The organism is Streptomyces kronopolitis, from assembly GCF_014646275.1.
Lineage (GTDB): Bacteria > Actinomycetota > Actinomycetes > Streptomycetales > Streptomycetaceae > Streptomyces > Streptomyces kronopolitis.
In genome coordinates, this window is sequence record NZ_BMND01000019.1 from 78,301 (window position 1) to 95,526 (window position 17,226).

The 17,226-nt window shown below is 72.9% G+C and carries 15 protein-coding genes; 5 read left to right on the top strand and 10 right to left on the bottom strand.

The features are described 5' to 3' along the window. Window positions 1–25: 25 nt before the first annotated feature. Entirely contained in the window at window positions 26–1,243 is a 1,218-nt protein-coding gene (locus tag IEY78_RS20720) for an acyl-CoA dehydrogenase family protein (protein ID WP_189100424.1), read from the bottom strand. A gap of 139 nt (window positions 1,244–1,382) precedes the next feature. Further along, entirely contained in the window at window positions 1,383–3,029 is a 1,647-nt protein-coding gene (locus tag IEY78_RS20725) for an MFS transporter (protein WP_189100426.1), read from the bottom strand. A 211-nt stretch (window positions 3,030–3,240) separates the two neighbouring features. Here IEY78_RS20725 and IEY78_RS20730 point away from each other — a divergent pair, with 211 nt between their 5' ends. Together IEY78_RS20730 and IEY78_RS20735 are read left to right on the top strand one after the other, a co-directional pair. Then, a complete protein-coding gene (locus IEY78_RS20730; protein WP_189100428.1) occupies window positions 3,241–4,434 on the top strand; it encodes a putative hexosyltransferase in 1,194 nt (397 codons plus the stop codon). Window positions 4,435–4,700: 266 nt separating this feature from the next. Beyond that, entirely contained in the window at window positions 4,701–5,735 is a 1,035-nt protein-coding gene (locus IEY78_RS20735) for a phosphatase PAP2 family protein (protein ID WP_189100430.1), read from the top strand. A 104-nt stretch (window positions 5,736–5,839) separates the two neighbouring features. Here the strand turns inward: IEY78_RS20735 and IEY78_RS20740 are convergent, their stop codons facing one another. Beyond that, window positions 5,840–6,055: an I78 family peptidase inhibitor gene (locus IEY78_RS20740; RefSeq protein WP_189100432.1), complete on the bottom strand. Its 216-nt coding sequence runs from the start codon at window positions 6,053–6,055 to the stop codon at window positions 5,840–5,842. A gap of 569 nt (window positions 6,056–6,624) precedes the next feature. On the opposite strand from IEY78_RS20740, the gene ctaD reads away from it, so the two are divergent. After that, window positions 6,625–8,304: an aa3-type cytochrome oxidase subunit I gene (gene ctaD, locus IEY78_RS20745; protein ID WP_189100434.1), complete on the top strand. Its 1,680-nt coding sequence runs from the start codon at window positions 6,625–6,627 to the stop codon at window positions 8,302–8,304. Here ctaD and IEY78_RS20750 read toward each other — a convergent pair. From IEY78_RS20750 to IEY78_RS20765, 4 genes are all read right to left on the bottom strand, one after another. Continuing rightward, entirely contained in the window at window positions 8,195–9,226 is a 1,032-nt protein-coding gene (locus IEY78_RS20750; protein WP_189100436.1) for a helix-turn-helix transcriptional regulator, read from the bottom strand. The genes ctaD and IEY78_RS20750 overlap by 110 nt on opposite strands. A gap of 70 nt (window positions 9,227–9,296) precedes the next feature. Then, window positions 9,297–10,274, bottom strand: a complete 978-nt coding sequence (locus IEY78_RS20755) for a hypothetical protein (protein WP_189100438.1) — start codon at window positions 10,272–10,274, stop codon at window positions 9,297–9,299. Next, complete coding sequence (locus tag IEY78_RS20760; RefSeq protein WP_189100440.1) at window positions 10,271–11,530, bottom strand: glycosyltransferase family 4 protein; 1,260 nt, start codon at window positions 11,528–11,530, stop codon at window positions 10,271–10,273. Before IEY78_RS20760 ends, IEY78_RS20755 begins: the two co-directional genes overlap by 4 nt. Before the next feature lie 522 nt (window positions 11,531–12,052). After that, window positions 12,053–12,631: a LysM peptidoglycan-binding domain-containing protein gene (locus IEY78_RS20765; protein WP_189100442.1), complete on the bottom strand. Its 579-nt coding sequence runs from the start codon at window positions 12,629–12,631 to the stop codon at window positions 12,053–12,055. A 284-nt stretch (window positions 12,632–12,915) separates the two neighbouring features. Here IEY78_RS20765 and IEY78_RS20770 point away from each other — a divergent pair, with 284 nt between their 5' ends. Then, window positions 12,916–13,725: a DUF8842 C-terminal domain-containing protein gene (locus IEY78_RS20770; protein ID WP_189100444.1), complete on the top strand. Its 810-nt coding sequence runs from the start codon at window positions 12,916–12,918 to the stop codon at window positions 13,723–13,725. A gap of 119 nt (window positions 13,726–13,844) precedes the next feature. Continuing rightward, a complete protein-coding gene (locus IEY78_RS20775; RefSeq protein WP_189100446.1) occupies window positions 13,845–14,189 on the top strand; it encodes a hypothetical protein in 345 nt (114 codons plus the stop codon). A gap of 24 nt (window positions 14,190–14,213) precedes the next feature. Here IEY78_RS20775 and der read toward each other — a convergent pair whose 3' ends face one another. From der to cmk, 3 genes are all read right to left on the bottom strand, one after another. Next, a complete protein-coding gene (gene der, locus IEY78_RS20780) occupies window positions 14,214–15,674 on the bottom strand; it encodes a ribosome biogenesis GTPase Der (RefSeq protein WP_189100448.1) in 1,461 nt (486 codons plus the stop codon). 71 nt (window positions 15,675–15,745) lie between these two features. Continuing rightward, window positions 15,746–16,426, bottom strand: a complete 681-nt coding sequence (locus IEY78_RS20785) for a lysophospholipid acyltransferase family protein (RefSeq protein WP_189100450.1) — start codon at window positions 16,424–16,426, stop codon at window positions 15,746–15,748. Beyond that, on the bottom strand, window positions 16,423–17,163 hold the full coding sequence (cmk, locus tag IEY78_RS20790) for a (d)CMP kinase (RefSeq protein ID WP_189100452.1): 741 nt from the start codon (window positions 17,161–17,163) through the stop codon (window positions 16,423–16,425). Before cmk ends, IEY78_RS20785 begins: the two co-directional genes overlap by 4 nt. Window positions 17,164–17,226 lie beyond the last annotated feature (63 nt).

Sequence of the window (17,226 nt, forward strand, 5' to 3'; positions counted from 1 at the left end):
GCACGGCATCACCGCACGGCGCCGGTCACCGGAAGGCGTCCAGCCCGGTGAGCGCCTTGCCCAGCACCAGCTGGTGCATCTCGACGGTCCCCTCGTAGGTGAGCACCGACTCCAGGTTGGTGGCGTGCCGCATGACGGGGTACTCCAGCGAGATCCCGTTGGCGCCGAGGATGGTCCGGGCCGTGCGGCAGATCTCGATCGCCTCCCGGACGTTGTTCAGCTTGCCGAAGCTGACCTGCTCGGGCCGCAGCCGCCCCGCGTCCATCCGCAGCCCCAGGTGATGGGCGAGCAGGATCCCCTTGTGCAGTTCGACGGCCATGTCGGCGAGCTTGGCCTGGGTGAGCTGGAAGCCGCCGATGGGCTTGCCGAACTGCTCGCGCGTCTTCGCGTAGTCCAGCGCCGCCTCGAAGCTGGCGCGCGCGGCGCCCATCGAGCCCCACACGATGCCGTAGCGGGCGTGGCTGAGGCAGCCGAGCGGACCGCGCAGCCCGGTGGCCCCGGGGAGTACGGCATCGGCCGGCAGCCGCACCTCGTCCAGGACGAGTTCGCTGGTCACCGAGGCGCGCAGGGACCACTTGTGCTTGATCTCGGGGGCCGAGAACCCCGGGGTGTCGGTGGGGACGACGAAGCCCCGGATGCCGTCGTCGGTCCGGGCCCAGACCACCGCGACCCCGGCCACCGAACCGTTGGTGATCCACATCTTGCGCCCGTTGAGCACCCAGTCCGTCCCGTCGCGCTTGGCGTGCGTGCGCATCGCGCCGGGGTCGGAGCCGATGTCGGGCTCGGTCAGGCCGAAGCAGCCGAGGACCTCGCCGGCCGACATCCGCGGCAGCCACCGCTCCTTCTGCTCCTCGGAGCCGAAGCGCCAGATCGCGTACATGGCCAGCGAGCCCTGCACGGAGACCAGCGAGCGGATGCCGGAGTCGGCGGCCTCCAGCTCCAGGCAGGCCAGGCCGTACTGGACCGCGGAGGCGCCGGCGCAGCCGTAGCCGGTCAGGGACATCCCGAGGGCGCCGATCGACCCCAGTTCCCGGGCGAGTTCGCGGATGCCGGGGAGTTCGCCGCGCTCGTACCAGTCGGCGATCGAGGGCAGGATCCGCTCAGCGGTCCACCGGCGGACGGTGGCGCGGACGGCGCGGTCCTCGTCGGTCAGCAGATCGTCGATGCCCAGGGGGTCGTGGGCGTCGAACGGCGCCCCCTTCGAGGACGGCGCTGCGGACTCTGCGGACGGCGTTGCGGGCATGGCGGGGCCTCCGGCGGCGAAAACTAGCAGTGGTAGTTATGCGCCTTCGACGGTACGGCCCGCGGTACCGCCCGGCAAGGGTCACCGCCGTGCGCCACGCGGGCGTACGGCGGGACGGAGCCGGGACGGGAAGCGCCGCTCAGTGCCCGGAGCGCGCCGCGGCGGGCGCACCTCGGCCGGCCGGCCGGTCGCCGGGCGCGGCCTCGCCGTCCGCCTCCGCCTCCGCCCGCTCCGTGGACTCCGCGGCCCGGCGCGGCAGCCGCAGCGCGATCGCCGCGCCGACCAGCAGCAGCACGGCGCTGGCGACCAGGGTGATGTGCAGCCCGCGGACGAAGGACTCCCGGGCGGCCTCGCGCAGCGCGGCCCGGGCCGCGTCGCCCAGTCCGGCGGCGACCTTGTAGGCCTCGCCGAGGGAGTGCGCGGCGGAGGCGGAGGCGTGCGCGGGGACGCCGTCGACCCGGGTCAGGCCGGGGGCGTAGGCGGCGTTCATGACGCTGCCGAGGAGGGCGACGCCGATACCGGCACCGAGCTGGTAGGAGGTCTCGCCGATCGCGGCGGCACCGCCCGACTGCTCGGCGGGCGCCTCGCTGAGCATCGACTCGTACGCCCCGAACAGCGTGGACTGGAAGCCGAAGCCGAGCAGCACGAAGCCCAGGGACAGCAGCCAGGGCCGGTCCTGGCTGCTCATCGCCGTCAGGCAGAGCACCGCGACGGCGGTCAGCACGAAGCCGAGGGACACCATGGCGCGCGGGCCGAGGAGTTGCAGCATCTTCGAGCCGGTCAGGCCGGCCGCCATCGCGGCGAAGACCAGCGGCAGCATCCGCAGTCCGGTCTGCAGCGGGCTCAGCCCGAGGACGAGTTGGAGGTACTGCACGGCGATCAGCTGCAGGCCCACGAGCGCGAGCATGGCCAGCACGATGCAGCCGACGGAGGTGCCGAACGCGGGCCGGGCGAACAGCCGCATGTCGATCAGCGGGTGGGTGCGCCGGCGTTGGCGGCGGACGAAGAGGATCAGCAGCGCGACGCCGAGCACGATGGGCAGCAGGGTCGTCCAGCCCACCACCGGGGCGCCGCTGCCGAGCCGCTTCACCCCGAGGACCACGCCCAGCACACCGAGCGCCGCGACGATCGCGCCGATCACGTCCCAGGGGCCGTTGCGCTCACCGCGCGACTCCGGCAGCAGCCACCGGCCTATCAGCAGCATCGCCGCCATCATCGGGATGTTGATGAGGAAGACCGAGCCCCACCAGAAGTTCTCGACGAGGAAGCCGCCGAGGACCGGGCCGACCGCGGCGCCGACCGCGGCCACCGCGCTCCACACCCCGATGGCCACCGCGCGCTCGCGCCGGTCGGGGAAGACCTGCCGCAGGATCGACAGCGTGGCCGGCATGATCATGGCGCCGCCGATGCCGAGCAGGGCGCGGGCCACCATCAGGGTCTGCGGGTTGGGCGCGAGCGCGGCGGCGGCCGAGGCCAGCCCGAACAGGCCGTAGCCGAGCAGCAGGACGCGCCGGCGTCCGACGCGGTCGCCGAGGGTGCCGAAGAGGATCAGCAGCGAGGCCGCGATCAGCGGATAGACATCCACGATCCACAGCAGCTCCACCGGTCCCGGCCGCAGATCCTCGGTGACCGAGGGCACCGCGACGTACAGGATGGTGGTGTCCAGCGCGACGAAGAGCAGGCTGACGCAGAGCACGATCAGCACGGTCCAGCGGTTCACACCGCCGGCTGGCAGCCGGGGAACACCAGCGGTCCGTCCACTGCCGGACGCGGTCGTCCCTGACATGCAGCACCTCCAGTCATGCTCTCGCTGCCGCGGATCAGGGCGCGAAAGCGCCCCGGGGGAACCGGCGGCACGGGCGAGTAGAGACGTCAGACTACGCGAATCCCCCGCTACCCTGCGTGGTTCACCTCACGATGAGACGCGCATCGCAGCCCCTCGCGTTCCCCCCACCCGCCGTCGACCGTCGTTCTTCGGCCACGGGATAATCCCCGGGATGAACGATCTTGCGCCCGCCGCCGCTCCCGGCCCGACCCGGTGCGCCGACCCCGCCGCGGGGACCCCGCTGCGCCGGGCCGCGCCCGCGCTGGCGGCGTACGCGGCGATCCGGCTGCTGGGCGTGCTCGTGCTCGCGGTGTGGTCGGCGGCCGACGGCAAGGACTGGCACACCCTGCTGACCGCCCGCTGGGACTCGCTCTGGTACACCCGGGTCGCCGAGGACGGCTACGGCTACGCGGTGACGATGCCGGGCGGCGACATCCACTCCAACCTGGCGTTCTTCCCGCTGCTGCCGTGGCTGGAGCGGGGGCTGTCGGCGCTGCTGCCGGTCTCGGCGGCCGACGCCGGGATGGCGGTCGCCTGGCTCTCCTCGGCCGCCGCGGCCTGGGCGCTGTACGCGACCGGTGAGCGGCTCCACGGGCCGCGGGCCGGGATCGTCCTGGCCGCGCTGTGGGCCGCGCTGCCGGTCGGGATCGTGCAGTCGATGGCGTACTCGGAGTCGCTGTTCACCGCGCTCGCGGCCTGGGGCGTGTACGCCGTGCTGACCGGGCGCTGGGTCGCGGCGGGGGTGTGCGCGTCGCTGGCCGGGCTGACCCGCCCGGTGGGCGTGGCGGTGGTCGCGGCGGTGTGGCTCACCGCGGTGGCGACGCTGTGGCGCGAGCACAACGGCGGTATCCGGCTGCGCGCCGCGCTCCGTGCGCACCCGGGCCTGCCGACCGGGGTGCTGCTGGCCCCGCTCGGCTGGTGCGGCTACTTCCTGTGGGTGGGCGCGCGGCAGGGCTCGTTCACCGGCTACCTCGACGTCCAGGGCGGCTGGGGCAACGGGTTCGACGGCGGGCTGGCGTTCGGCGCGTTCGCCTGGGGCCTGCTGAACGGGCCCACCGCCGCGGCCGGGGTCGCACTGCTCCTCGGCGTCGGGCTGGTGGGCTGGCTGTACGTGCGCGGCGTGCGCCGCGGGCAGCCTCTGCCGCTGGCGGTCTACGGCGGGGCGGTACTGCTGCTCGCGCTGACGGCCAAGGGCTACTTCGGGTCCAAGCCGCGGCTGATGATGCCGGCCTATCCGCTGCTGCTGCCGCTGGCCGCGGCGCTGGCCCGCCGGCGGCCGGTGTGGTCGTGGCTGGCCATCGGCGCCGCGGCGGCCGGCTCCGCGGTCTACGGGGCGTTCTGGCTGAACGGTTCGGGCCCGCCGTGACCGGCCGGTTCCGCTCCGTGAGCGGCGCCGCGGGGAAACGCTACGGGGCCTGGCGGCGAATGGCGGATAAACTCCCTCCGGAGAAAAGCAGATAAGGCGCCCGGGGCGCCGACACGCGGATGACGGGAAGCGATTGAGAATCGCCAGGAATTCCCTTGCAAATCCCTTCGGCGAAGCCTCGTTTGAGACACATTCCACATCACATCGTCATTACAAAGCGCACAGTTTGACCAAGCACCTACATCACACGCGGTAACGTCGATTGAGTGCGTACCGATGACAAGCTCGACCAGATGGAGGAGCGCCCGACCGATCGCGCCCGACCACCCCGCATGACCCGGACCCGCCTGTGGCTGTTCTGGGGCACGCTGGCGGTGTACCTGGCGATCGTGGTCGGTGTGCTGGTCACTTCATGGCTGGTCACGCTCGACTGGCAAGTCATGTTCTTCAAGCCGTACAAGCAGTGGCCTGAGATCCATGCCTTCCTCGACTACTTCGTTGTACTGGGCCAGCGCGGGCCGACCGCGGTGGCCGTGGCGGCCTGGCTGGGCTGGCGCTGCTGGCGCCAGCGCAACCTCCACCCGCTGCTGGTGCTCGGCGCCTCGCTGCTGCTGCTGAACATCACCGTGGGCGCCGCCAAGCTCGGCATGGGCCGGCTCGGCCCGCACTACGCGACCGTGGTCGGCGCCAACGAGATGAACCTGGGCGGCGACATATTCCCCTCGGGCCACACCGCGAACGCCGTGGTCACCTGGGGCGTGCTGGCCTACCTCGCCACCACCTCGCTGCGCCGCCGCACGCTGTCGGTGATCGCCGCGCTGGGCGCGCTCGGCGTCGGGATGACCACCGTCTACCTCGGCACGCACTGGGTCAGCGATGTCCTGCTCGGCTGGGCCGCGGGGCTGCTGGTGCTGCTGGCGATGCCCTGGCTGGAGCCCGGCGTCACCTGGTTCGAGGACCGGCTCATGGGCATCCTGCTGCGGCTGTGGCTGCGGCTGCGCCCCAACTCGCTGCGCGGCCCGCTGCCGGCCGGCGCGCTGGCCCCCGGGGTCTCCCGGCAGCGCCTGGCGCCCGACGGCGAGGTGCTGGTGCGCGAGACCGTCCCGGCCGGCACGGGCGGCCGCTCCGCCGGCCACTCCCCCGACAGCTGGCCGCACCACCCGGCACGGCCGTACACCATCCGCTCCGAGCGCTCCCCGGTCACCCCGGCCGGCACCCGGCGCCCGCCGCACGCGGACCGGATGCCCCGCGGCACCCCGATGAGCCCGCCCACCTGGCGCGGCCGCAACGACGGCGGCTGACGGCCCGCACCGACCGCGGGGCCGGTACGCACACCCCACCCCGCAACGAAGGCCCCGGCCGCTCCCGAGGGAGCGGCCGGGGCCTTCGTCGTGCGTCAGGGGGTTCAGCCCTGCCAGCTGCGGTGCACCGTGCCGTCCTTGACCTCGAAGTTGAGGCGGCCGGAGAGGTACTCCATGGTGATGATCGCGCCCGGCGGCAGGGAGCGGACGGTGGTCCAGCCGCGCGCTCTGGCCTGCTCCTCGGCGCTCTCCTGCGCGAGGCCGACGTAGGCCTCGATGTCGTCCTCGGGGTTGTCCGGAAGGTGCGGTAGGTCAGCCATGACAGCCACCGTATGCGGCCGCGGCGGCCCGTGGAAGCCCGGTCCGCGCACGGTGGGAGCCCGGCCCGTCGGGCGGTGGGAGCCCCATCCGTGCATACTCCGGTGACCGTGCGGTCCGCCGTTCGTCACACTTGTGTCACAGCCTGCGTTGGTACGACCGCCGGACTTCCGTCACCCGTACGCGCCGCGTGACCGCGCAACCGGGTGGACTTTGCCGGCAGCCGAAATTCCACCTTGATCGAATACAAAACGGTCATCGGCCGTCCGGGCCGCGCGCCGCGGCGCCCGAAAACAATCCCCCGGCAGCACCGGATATCCGCCGCTCAATGCCGTTTATCGGCCGTCCGGAAATTGACCAACGAGACACACTCCGAACACATTTCCCGCACAACGCCCCGATTGCCGGACGCGTGCACGTCGCGGCCCGCCCCGCCCGCGCGTCGGCCGGCGGGCCGACGCGACCCGCCGGATCCCACCGGAACGGCCCGGAGCGCCCTCTCGCACTGCGCCGCGGCCGCGGGGATCATGTCCCGGGCCCCAGTACACCCTCGACGAACGAGGTGCAGCGGATGGTGACGGACACCGGCCGGGCCGACCTGCGGCCTCCCGGGGCGCAGAGCCGCGGAGCCGTACTGGTCGACTGGCTGACGACCACCGACCACAAGAAGATCGGCCACCTCTACCTGATCACGTCGTTCGGGTTCTTCCTGGTGGGCGGGGTGCTGGCGCTGGTGATGCGGGCCGAACTGGCCCGTCCGGGGCTGCAGATCGTCGGCCCCGAGCAGTACAACCAGGCGGTGACCATGCACGGCACGATCATGCTGCTGCTGTTCGCCACCCCCGCCTTCGCCGGCTTCGCCAACGAGATCATGCCGCTGCAGATCGGCTCCCCGGACGTGGCCTTCCCGCGGCTGAACATGCTCTCGTACTGGTTCTTCCTCTTCGGCGGCCTGATCGTGCTGGGCAGCTTCCTCACCCCGGACGGCGGCCCCAGCTTCGGCTGGACCGCCTACGCGCCGCTGAACTCGCTGACCCGCTCCCCCGGCTCCGGGCCCGATCTGTGGATCATGGGGCTGGCGCTGGCCGGTTTCGGCACCATCCTCGGCGCGGTCAACTTCATCACCACGGTGATCACGCTGCGGGCGCCCGGCATGACGATGTTCCGGATGCCGGTGTTCACCTGGAACGTCCTGTTCACCTCGATCCTGGTGCTGATGGCGTTCCCGGTGCTGGCGGCCGCGCTGCTGGTGCTGGAGTCGGACCGGCAGTTCGGGACGGTGGTGTTCGAGGCCCAGTGGGGCGGCGCCCTGCTGTGGCAGCACCTGTTCTGGTTCTTCGGGCATCCCGAGGTCTACATCATCGCGCTGCCGTTCTTCGGCATCATCACGGAGATCATCCCGGTCTTCTCCCGCAAGCCGATCTTCGGGTACGTCATGCTGGTCGGCGCGACGATGGCCATCACGGCCCTGTCGGTGATGGTCTGGGCGCACCACATGTTCGCGACCGGGGCCGTGCTGCTGCCGTTCTTCTCCCTGATGTCGTTCCTGATCGCGGCCCCGACCGGGGTGAAGTTCTTCAACTGGATCGGCACCATGTGGCACGGCTCGGTGTCCTTCGAGACGCCGATGCTGTGGTCGGTCGGCTTCCTGGTGAGCTTCCTGTTCGGCGGGCTGACCGGCGTCATCCTGGCCTCGCCGCCGCTGGACTTCCACGTCACCGACACGTACTTCGTCGTCGGCCACTTCCACTACGTCGTCTTCGGGACGGTGGTGTTCGCGACGTACGCGGGCTTCTACTTCTGGTGGCCGAAATTCACCGGCAAGATGCTCGACGAACGCCTCGGGAAGATCCACTTCTGGACGCTGTTCGTCGGCTTCCACGCCACCTTCCTCGTCCAGCACTGGCTGGGCGTGGAGGGCATGCCGCGGCGCTACGCCGACTACCTGGCCGCCGACGGGTTCACGGCGCTGAACACCCTGTCCACCATCGGCTCCTTCCTCCTCGGGCTGTCCACCCTGCCCTTCCTCTACAACGTCTGGAAGACCACCCGCTACGGCGCCAAGGTCACGGTGGACGACCCCTGGGGCTTCGGCCGCTCCCTGGAGTGGGCGACCTCCTCACCGCCGCCGCGGCACAACTTCACGACCCTGCCGAGGATCCGCTCGGAGTCCCCGGCGTTCGATCTGCACCACCCGGAGGTGGACCGGCCGCCGGCGCCGCTGCCAGCGTCCGGGACAGCCGGTCCCTGATCTCCCGTACGTGAGCGAGCAGTTCGGGCGGCTCACGGATCTCGAAGTCGAAGCCCAGCAGCACCAGGTGCACCACCATCACGTCCAGGCTGTGCGCCCCGGTGCGCAGCAGGCAGCTGTGCGCGTCGACCGCCTCCAGCGTCCCGGCGGCCGGGCCGATGCGCTCCGCGGCCCGCTCCAGCGGCGCGCGCACCAGCACGGTCGCCTGCCGGGCGTAGGCGCCGGTGGAGATGCCGTGGGAGACGTACGTGGCGAGGTCCTCGGCCGGCGGCGGGCGCGGGGTGAAGCGCGGGCCGTGCGGCGGGGTGGGGGTGATGCGGTCGGCGCGGTAGGTGCGCCAGTCCGCGCGGTCGGTGTCCCAGGCGACGAGGTACCAGTGGCGCCGGGCGCAGACCAGGCGGTGCGGTTCGACGGTGCGGCGGGAGTGCGTGCCGTCGTGGGCGGTGTAGTCGAAGCGCAGCCGCCGGCAGTCCCGGCAGGCGTGCGCGAGTTCGGTGAGGGTGTTCGGGTCGACCCGGGGGCCGCCGCCGAACATCGGCACCGTGAAGGCGTTCAGCGCGCCGACCCTCCGCTGCAGCCGGTGCGGCAGCACCTGCTCCAGCTTCGCCAGCGCGCGTACGGAGGTCTCCTCGATGCCCTCGACCCCGCCGGCCGCCGCGGTGCGCAGCCCGACCGCGACCGCCACCGCCTCGTCGTCGTCCAGCAGCAGCGGCGGGAGTTCGGCGCCGGCGCCGAGGCGGTAGCCGCCGGCCGTCCCGGACGCGGAGTGGACGGGGTAGCCCAGCTCCCGCAGCCGGTCGATGTCCCGGCGCACCGTGCGCGCGGTGACGTCGAGCCGGTCGGCGAGCTGGGCGCCGGACCACTCCCGGTGGGACTGCAGCAGGGAAAGCAGGCGAAGCAGCCGTGCCGAGGTCTCCAACATGACCCGAGTCTCGCAGCCCTTGCGGACAGCCGCGGTCCTCGATGCGCCCCGGCCGGCGGTCCGCTTCCCGTCAGTCCCCGACCGGTCCCGCGATCCGCAGGGCCAGATCGTTGTCGAGCGTGTAATACGGCCCGGCCCGCAGGTCGCCCGCGGCGGTCGGCACCGGCATCGCGGGGTAGGTGAAGACCTGCTTCTTGTCGGCGACGTCGTCCAGGAGGCGGGCGATCCGCACCGGCCCGGCGCCCTCCGCCGGGCGCAGCCACAGGTCCCAGGGCTCGCTGCCGTCCTCCCAGTGGCCGGCCGGCTCGGCGTAGGGCAGCGTGAAGCTGAACTCCGCGCCCTCGACGGTCAGCGGGACGGTGACCGTGACCGCGGGGGCCGCCGCGGAGGCCGCGGTGCGGCGCAGCCGGGCCTCCGCCCGGGCGCCGGCGGCCGGCGCGGCACCGTAGAGCCGGCCGGAGACCGTCATGCCGTCGGGCGTGACGAGGATGTCGCCGGCCTCGGCGTGCGGGCCGCGCAGCCAGCTGCGCAGCGCGAGGTTGCCGAACTTGGTCGCGTACGGGATGCGCACGCCGAGCCGGCCGATGCCCGCCAGCGGCCGGCGGTCCACCAGCGAGCGCAGGTCGTTGATGCCCGGCAGCAGGCGCCGGGGGTCCTCGCCGTCGCCGAGGTCGGCGTAGGCGTTCCAGCGGCCCTCGGCGAGCGCGACGGTGCTGGGCAGCACGGCGCGCAGCCGGCCGGCGCCGTTCGGCCCGAGCGGCAGCCGCACCGCGTCGTCCGCGCCGTCGCCGCCGCGCAGCCGCAGCACCAGCGCCGCGCTCCAGTTGAGGTGCAGGTCCCCAGGGACGCTCAGATCGAAGGTGAGACCGCCCGCGGAGTCCGCGATGCAGTCGGCCCGCAGCTCCGCCGGCGCCGTCGCTGCGCCCCGCTCCGGCGGCGGTTCGGTGCCGTCGGGCCCCGGTCTGTCCGGAGCCTCGGGTTCCTGGTCGATGGCGGAGGACTCCTTCGTGTCGTGTCCGGTCGCGGTCAGCCGGCTCGGCGCCGTCATGCCGTCCGCACCCCTCTCAGCGCGGCGCGGGCCGCATCCTTGGTGGCGTACGCGCCGCTGAGCAGGGCTCCCCGGGCGCGATGCAGTCCGCACTGCAGCCGGCTTCCCCGGCGGCGGGCGAGCAGTTCCCCGAAAAGGTCCTCGTAGCGCCCGGCGACCGTGGCGGGGTCGAAGCGGGCGGACGCGGCCAGCGCGGCGCCGCCCATCCGTATGCGGGCGTCGTCGTCGTTGATCAGCGTGAGCAGCGAGCCGGCCAGCGCCTGCGGGTCGCCGACCGGCACCAGCTTGCCGTCCACCCCGTCGGCGATGATCTCGCCGGGGCCGTGCGGGCAGTTGGTGGCGACGACCGGCAGGCCGCAGCGCATGGCCTCGACGATCGTCATGCCGAAGGACTCCAGGCTGGAGGAGACGGCCGCGATCGAGCCCTTGGCCCACTCGGCCTCCAGGGGGTTGGCCGGGCCCATCAGGAAGACGTGGTTGTACAGGCCGAGTTCCTCGATCAGCGCGCGCAGGGCGGCCTTCTCCGTGCCGCCGCCGTATATCCGCAGCCGCCAGTCGGGCCGCGCGGCGACGACCTGGGCGAAGGCGCGGATGAGCACGTCGTAGCGCTTGACGCGGGTGAGCCGGCCGGCCGCGACGACCCACTTGCCGCTGCCGTCGGCGGCCTCGACGGCGGGCGCCGGCACGCTGTTGGGCACGGCCTCGATGCGCACCCCGGGCAGCCGCAGCGTGCGGCGGTAGGAGCGGGCGTCGGCCTCGGTGACGGTGGTGACCGCGTCGAGGCGCGGATAGGCGCTGCGCAGCGCCAGCTTGAGCTCGGGGTGGTGGGTGTCCAGGGTGAGGTGCTCCTGGCCCATGCGGACCGGGCCGCTGCGCGCCTGCCGGGCGATGTGCACGTTGAGTCCGGGCCGGGTGCCGACCAGGACATCGGCCTCGGTGCGGCCCAGGTGCCGGGCTATCCGCTGGTCGGTCAGCTCGCTGTACTGGCGGTAGCGGACCTCGGCGGCGGGGAAGACCCTGGCCGGGCGGGCGTGCGCGGGGTCCGCGCCCTCGTAGCCGGGGGCGCTCTCCCTGATGTCCACGAGATGCCGCAGCGCGACCCGCGGGCCGAGGTCGAAGACCGGCGCGTCGCGGTGGCGCAGGACGGAGACGATCTCGACGTCGTGCCGCTCGGCGAGCGTGCGGGCCAGGTTGAACGTGGTGCGGATCGTCCCCCCTATCCCGTACGCGTTGTGAATCAGGAATGAGATGTGCATCCGTCCCCGTATCCCCTGGTCTTCCGGTCCATGCTGGTCTCCCCGTGGGTGACGTCGCACTCCCCTCCTGATGGCGCGACGTTTCCCCCTGCTGAACGGAAGGACACCGAAAGGAGGTTCCGGGTTGGCGGGCGGGGCCAAGTTGTTCCGAAAGAGTTAGGACATCGGTAACGGCTTTACGGAACCCCATTGCCGCGAATACCCTCCACCCCCAATGAACTGGAATCAGTAATTCCAGAAGCCGCCGTTCCCGAGCGCCGCACCCCGCCCCGGTAGCCCCCGGACCGGAAAACCGCCGGTGAGGGCGCGAAACCGTCCCGGCAGGAAGCCGCCGTCGCCGGTACGCACGCGGACCGGGCAGGAGTCGCTCACCGCGCGGTCCACCCGTCCTGCCGGTACACCGGAGCGGCGGAAGGTGAGGGAGGTAAAGGAGACAAGGGCGAGACGAGCCGCACCGGCCGGCGGAGGCTTCGCGGCTTGGCCTGATCCGGACGGCGGTCGCCGGGGAACTCGACGGCAGCCCTAGGGCACCCGCAGCCTGGTGCCGACCGAGAGCCGGTTCGGGTTGTCCCCGAGGGCCGTGCGGTTGGCCTTGTGGAGGGCCTGCCAGCCGCCCTTCACCCCGTACTTGCGGGCGATATCGCCGAGCGTCTCCCCGCGCCGTACGACATGGCTGCGCTCCCCGTCACCGGTCAGCCCGTAGCGCCGGGCGCACACCGGCCAGGCGCCCCAGCCCTGGGCCTCCTGCACCCGCTTGGCGATCTCGATCTGCTCGTCGCGGGTGGCGAGGTCCGCCCGCGAGGCGAACTCCAGGCCACCGAAGGCCTCCCAGGTGGGCTGCCAGAACTGCAGTCCGCCGTAGAAGGTGTTACCGGTGTTGATGTGCCAGTCGCCGCTGCTCTCGCACTCCGCCAGGCAGCCCCACGGCCACTGGTCGTCGGCGCAGGCGTGCCCGGCCTTGCCGCCGCCCGTGCCGTTGCCGTCCGGCCCGTCGAAGGCGGCGGCACCACCGGGCAGGCACAGGACCAGGGCGGCGGCGGCCGAGGTGAGGAGTCCGACGGATCCCGCGAAGCGCCGTGGCGACGAAGAGTTGTCCGACATAGCCGGTGACGGTAGGCAGCCGCCCGCCGTTGACCAGCGCGCCACGCCCTCGCCGGCCCGTTGCCACCCGGTCCGGCGTACGGAACGGCCCCGACTGCGCCAAGTCCTGACCAAGAGTTGGCGCTATGTGACCGCTTGCGGGGCGGCTTTCCGTTGATTTCCCCTGTGCGGCGATTGGTTCGATTCCGTTCCCGTCCTCGCGTGACTCCTGCCGCAGGTCACCCGTTGTCCTGGTACGAGTCGGGAGACCACCCGGCAGACGCACAGAGATCGAGGAGCCACCCGTGCCGCGCATGCTCGACGTCAGTGACGACGTTCGCGCCGAGATCGGCGACGAAGAAGCCGACCGCCTGCTGGCCGGTGGCGACGCCCCCGGCAGCTATGACTGCACCTCCTGCCGGACCCCCGGGGACAGCGACCAGGAGCGCACCAGCACCGTCCTGTTCGTGGGCGAGGAGACCGCGGTGCTCGCGTTCGCCCATGCCACCTGCATCCCCTCGCAGGTCGTCCCGGTGTCCGAGGAGCAGCTCCAGGGAGCCGTGCGCTCCATCACCGGAGAGGACGCCGCCGCCCCCGCGCCCGGAGCGCAGCCCGCGCCGGCCGCCCCGGTGCCCACCACCCCGCGCCAGGCGACCCTCGGGATCACCTGCGGCCTGGTCCTGATCGAGGGCGATCTGCGCCCGGCCCTGGTGGTCGAGCCGGACGGCCCGATCGCCCGCCCCGGCTCGGCCGGCACGGACGACGACTTCCTCCCGCTGCTCCTGGAGCAGGGCTTCCACCCGGTGGCGGACATGAACCAGCTCCCCGGCCCGAACCCGGGCTGGTCCGCGCTGCTGGCCATGGGCAAGCTGCACGCCGTCCTCCAGCCGGGCAGCGGCGGCAACCAGGCCGCCTGGTGGCAGGCCCACCAGCCGCTGGCCGTCTCCGACGGCTGGCGCGCCGCGGCCAACAAGGCGCAGTCGGTGCTGATGTACGCCGCACCGGCCGGCAGCATCGGCCACCAGCCGCGCGAGGACCTGCTGCGGCAGGCGCTGGAGAACGCCGCGGCGAAGGGCGCCCTGGTCGCCGCGGAGATGCCGCTGGCCGGCACCTGACCGTAGCTCGGTACCCGATCGCGGGGACAGGGCCGCCCTTCCGGACGGTCATGCCCTCGCGATCCGCCATTTCCGCCCGAAAGCCGCATCCCTCTGCCATCGGGGTCGTTGGCACATACGTGCACGCATACGACGCCTCCTCCCGCGCCCCGTACACCCACCCGATCCCCGGCATGCGCCCGTCGTACGAACACGGGACGGCGCACACCACGGAGCACCGCTCGGCCACCCCGATCTACGACGCGCTGTACGCCGAGTACCGCCGCTCCTTCCGGGCGCTGCCCGGGGACCGTACGGACGAGCCGGAGCTCCCGGAGGTGCTGCGCGGCGCCGGGGACTGGGGCACCCCGCAGCCGCCCGCCGGCCACTGGGAGGTCGTGAACCGGCAGCCCTACCACCACCGCAGGGGCCACGCGCCGGCGCTGCCGCCGGCCCCGCGGGATACCCGGCCGCACGGACGCTGAGCCGCCCGCGCGGCCGGGGTGCCGCTACTTCTTCTTGCTGCGCTTCTCGCGCACCCGCACGGAGATGTGGATCGGCGTCCCGTCGAAGCTGAACTCCTCCCGCAGCCGGCGCTCGACGAAGCGGCGGTAGCCGGCCTCCAGGAAGCCGGAGGCGAAGAGGACGAAGCGCGGCGGCTTGGTGCCCGCCTGCGTGCCGAACAGGATGCGGGGCTGCTTGCCGCCGCGGATCGGGTGCGGGTGCGAGGCGACGATCTCACCGAGGAAGGCGTTGAGCCGTCCGGTGGGGATCCGGGTCTCCCAGCCGGCCAGCGCGGTCTCGATCGCCGGGACCAGCTTCTCCATGTGGCGGCCGGTGCGCGCGGAGACGTTGACCCGCATCGCCCACGGGATCTGCACGAGGTCCCGCTCGATCTCCCGCTCCAGGTAGAAGCGGCGCTCCTCGTCGAGGGTGTCCCACTTGTTGTAGGCGATCACCAGGGCGCGGCCGGCCTCGACGGCCATGGTGATGATGCGCTGGTCCTGGACGCTGATGGACTCGGCCGCGTCGATCAGGACGACGGCGACCTCGGCCTTCTCCACGGCCGCCGCGGTGCGCAGCGAGGCGTAGTAGTCGGCGCCTTCCTGGAGGTGCACCCGGCGGCGGATGCCGGCGGTGTCCACGAACTTCCAGGTCTTGCCGCCGAGTTCGATCATCTCGTCGACCGGGTCGCGGGTGGTGCCGGCCTGCTCGTTGACGACCACCCGCTCCTCGCCGGCGACCTTGTTCAGCAGCGACGACTTGCCGACGTTCGGGCGGCCGATGAGCGCGATCCGCCGGGGGCCGCCGAGCGCGGCGCCGAAGGTCTGCGCGGGCGCCTCGGGCAGGGCGTCCAGGGCGGCGTCGAGCATGTCGCCGGTGCCCCGGCCGTGGAGGGCGGAGACCGGGTGCGGCTCGCCGAGGCCGAGCGACCACAGCATGGCGGCGTCGGCCTCGCCCGAGGGACCGTCCACCTTGTTGGCGACCAGGACCACGGGCTTGCCGGCGCGGCGCAGCAGCTTGACGACGGCCTCGTCGGTGTCGGTCGCGCCGACCTTGGCGTCGACCACGAAGACCACCGCGTCCGCGGCCTCGATGGCGAACTCGGCCTGCATCGCCACGGAGGCGTCGATGCCGAGGACGTCCTGCTCCCAGCCGCCGGTGTCGACGACCTTGAAGCGGCGGCCGTTCCAGTCGGCCTCGTAGGTGACGCGGTCGCGGGTGACGCCCGGCCGGTCCTCGACGACCGCCTCACGGCGGCCGATGATGCGGTTCACCAGCGTCGACTTGCCGACGTTGGGGCGGCCGATGACGGCGAGGACGGGCAGCGGGCCGTGGCCGGCCGCGGCGATGTCGCCCCCGACCTCCTCCAGGTCGAAGCCCTCTTCCGCGGCGAGCTCCATGAACTCCGCGTACTCGGCGTCGCCAAGCGCACCGTGCTCGTCGCCGGTGGGGTTCTGGTCGTTCATGAAGTCCGTTCCTCGTTCATCATCGTGGTCGGTGGGCCGCCCGTCCGCGGCCCACTACTCAAGTGTGGGTGTCAGCGCCCGGTCAGGCGCCGGGCCCGGTCCAGGTGGGCGGTCAGCCGCTCCTGGATCCGCACGGTCGCCTCGTCGAGCGCCCTGCGGGTGCGCCGGCCGGTGCCCGCCTGCCGCCCGTCACCGGCGCCTTCCTGTGCCGCGAAGGCGTCACCGAAGACGACATCGACACGGGCGCGCAGCGGCGGGACGGCCGGGGTCAGCCGGCTGCGGCCGTCGGTGCTGCCGAGCACCGCCACCGGCACCACCGGGGCGCCGGAGCGCACCGCGAAGTACGCCAGGCCGGACCGCAGGGAGGCGAAGTCGCCCTCGCCCCGGGTGCCTTCCGGGAAGATCCCCAGCACCCCGCCGTTCCCCAGCACCCCGAGCGCGTCGGTGATCGCCTTGCGGTCGGCGGTGCTGCGGTCGACCTTCACCTGCCCGATGCCCCGCAGGAACGGGTCCAGCGGGCCGGCGAAGGCCTCTTTCTTGATCAGGAAGTGCACCGGCCGCGGCGCGGTGCCCATCAGCATCGGGCCGTCGATGCCGTGCGAGTGGTTGACGGCGAGGATCACCGGGCCGGCCGAGGGCACCCGCCAGGCGCCCAGCACCCGTGGCCGCCACAGCCCGTACATCAGGCCGATGCCGATCCGCCGGCCGACCGCGGCGCCGGCCGCGCTCGGCGCGCTGCCGCTGTCGGTCACCGGGCGACCCGCCCCGCCTTCTCGGCGCCGGCGCCCTCGATGAGGGTGACCACGCACTCGATGACCTGCTCCAGGGTCAGCTCGGTGGTGTCCACCTCGACCGCGTCGTCCGCCTTGGCCAGCGGGGAGGTCTTCCGGCCGGAGTCGGCGGCGTCCCGCTTGATCAGCGCCTCGCGGGTGGCGGCCAGGTCGGTGGCCTGGGCCTCCTTGCCCTTGAGCTCACCGCTGCGGCGGGCCGCCCGGGCCTCGGGGGAGGCGGTCAGGAAGATCTTGAGGTCGGCGTCGGGCAGGACGGTGATGCCGATGTCCCGGCCCTCGACGACGATGCCCTCGGGCGCCTCGGCGGCGATGGAGCGCTGGAGGTCGGTGATCAGGGCCCGCACCTCGGGGACGGCGCTGACGGCGCTGACCGCGGCGGTGACCTCCTGGGTGCGGATCGGGCCCGCGGCGTCCAGGCCGTCGACCGTGATGGTCGGGGCGGCCGGGTCGGTGCCGGAGACGATCACGGGCTTGGCGGCGGCGTCGGCCACCGCGATCGCGTCGTCGACGTCGATGCCGTTGTTCAGCATCCACCAGGTGATCGCGCGGTACTGGGCGCCGGTGTCGAGGTAGCCGAGGCCGAGCTTGGCGGCGACGGCCTTGGACGTGCTGGACTTGCCCGTGCCTGCGGGGCCGTCGATGGCGACAATCACTGCTGCCGGGGCGGTCCGAGCGGCGGTTTCCACGGTGACGAACACCTTTCTTGTACACGGGGCGGGGGTCCAAGGGCCACAAGGGCCTCGGACAAGGTTACTGGCTCA

Coding starts and splice junctions, on each gene's coding strand:
- IEY78_RS20750 (WP_189100436.1), bottom strand. CDS start 9,226: ATGTTGGAGACCTCGGCACGGCTGCTTCGCCTGCTTTCCCTGCTGCAG.
- IEY78_RS20725 (WP_189100426.1), bottom strand. CDS start 3,029: ATGTCAGGGACGACCGCGTCCGGCAGTGGACGGACCGCTGGTGTTCCC.
- IEY78_RS20765 (WP_189100442.1), bottom strand. CDS start 12,631: ATGTCGGACAACTCTTCGTCGCCACGGCGCTTCGCGGGATCCGTCGGA.
- der (WP_189100448.1), bottom strand. CDS start 15,674: ATGAACGACCAGAACCCCACCGGCGACGAGCACGGTGCGCTTGGCGAC.
- IEY78_RS20720 (WP_189100424.1), bottom strand. CDS start 1,243: ATGCCCGCAACGCCGTCCGCAGAGTCCGCAGCGCCGTCCTCGAAGGGG.
- IEY78_RS20760 (WP_189100440.1), bottom strand. CDS start 11,530: ATGCACATCTCATTCCTGATTCACAACGCGTACGGGATAGGGGGGACG.
- IEY78_RS20755 (WP_189100438.1), bottom strand. CDS start 10,274: ATGACGGCGCCGAGCCGGCTGACCGCGACCGGACACGACACGAAGGAG.
- IEY78_RS20740 (WP_189100432.1), bottom strand. CDS start 6,055: ATGGCTGACCTACCGCACCTTCCGGACAACCCCGAGGACGACATCGAG.
- ctaD (WP_189100434.1), top strand. CDS start 6,625: ATGGTGACGGACACCGGCCGGGCCGACCTGCGGCCTCCCGGGGCGCAG.
- IEY78_RS20730 (WP_189100428.1), top strand. CDS start 3,241: ATGAACGATCTTGCGCCCGCCGCCGCTCCCGGCCCGACCCGGTGCGCC.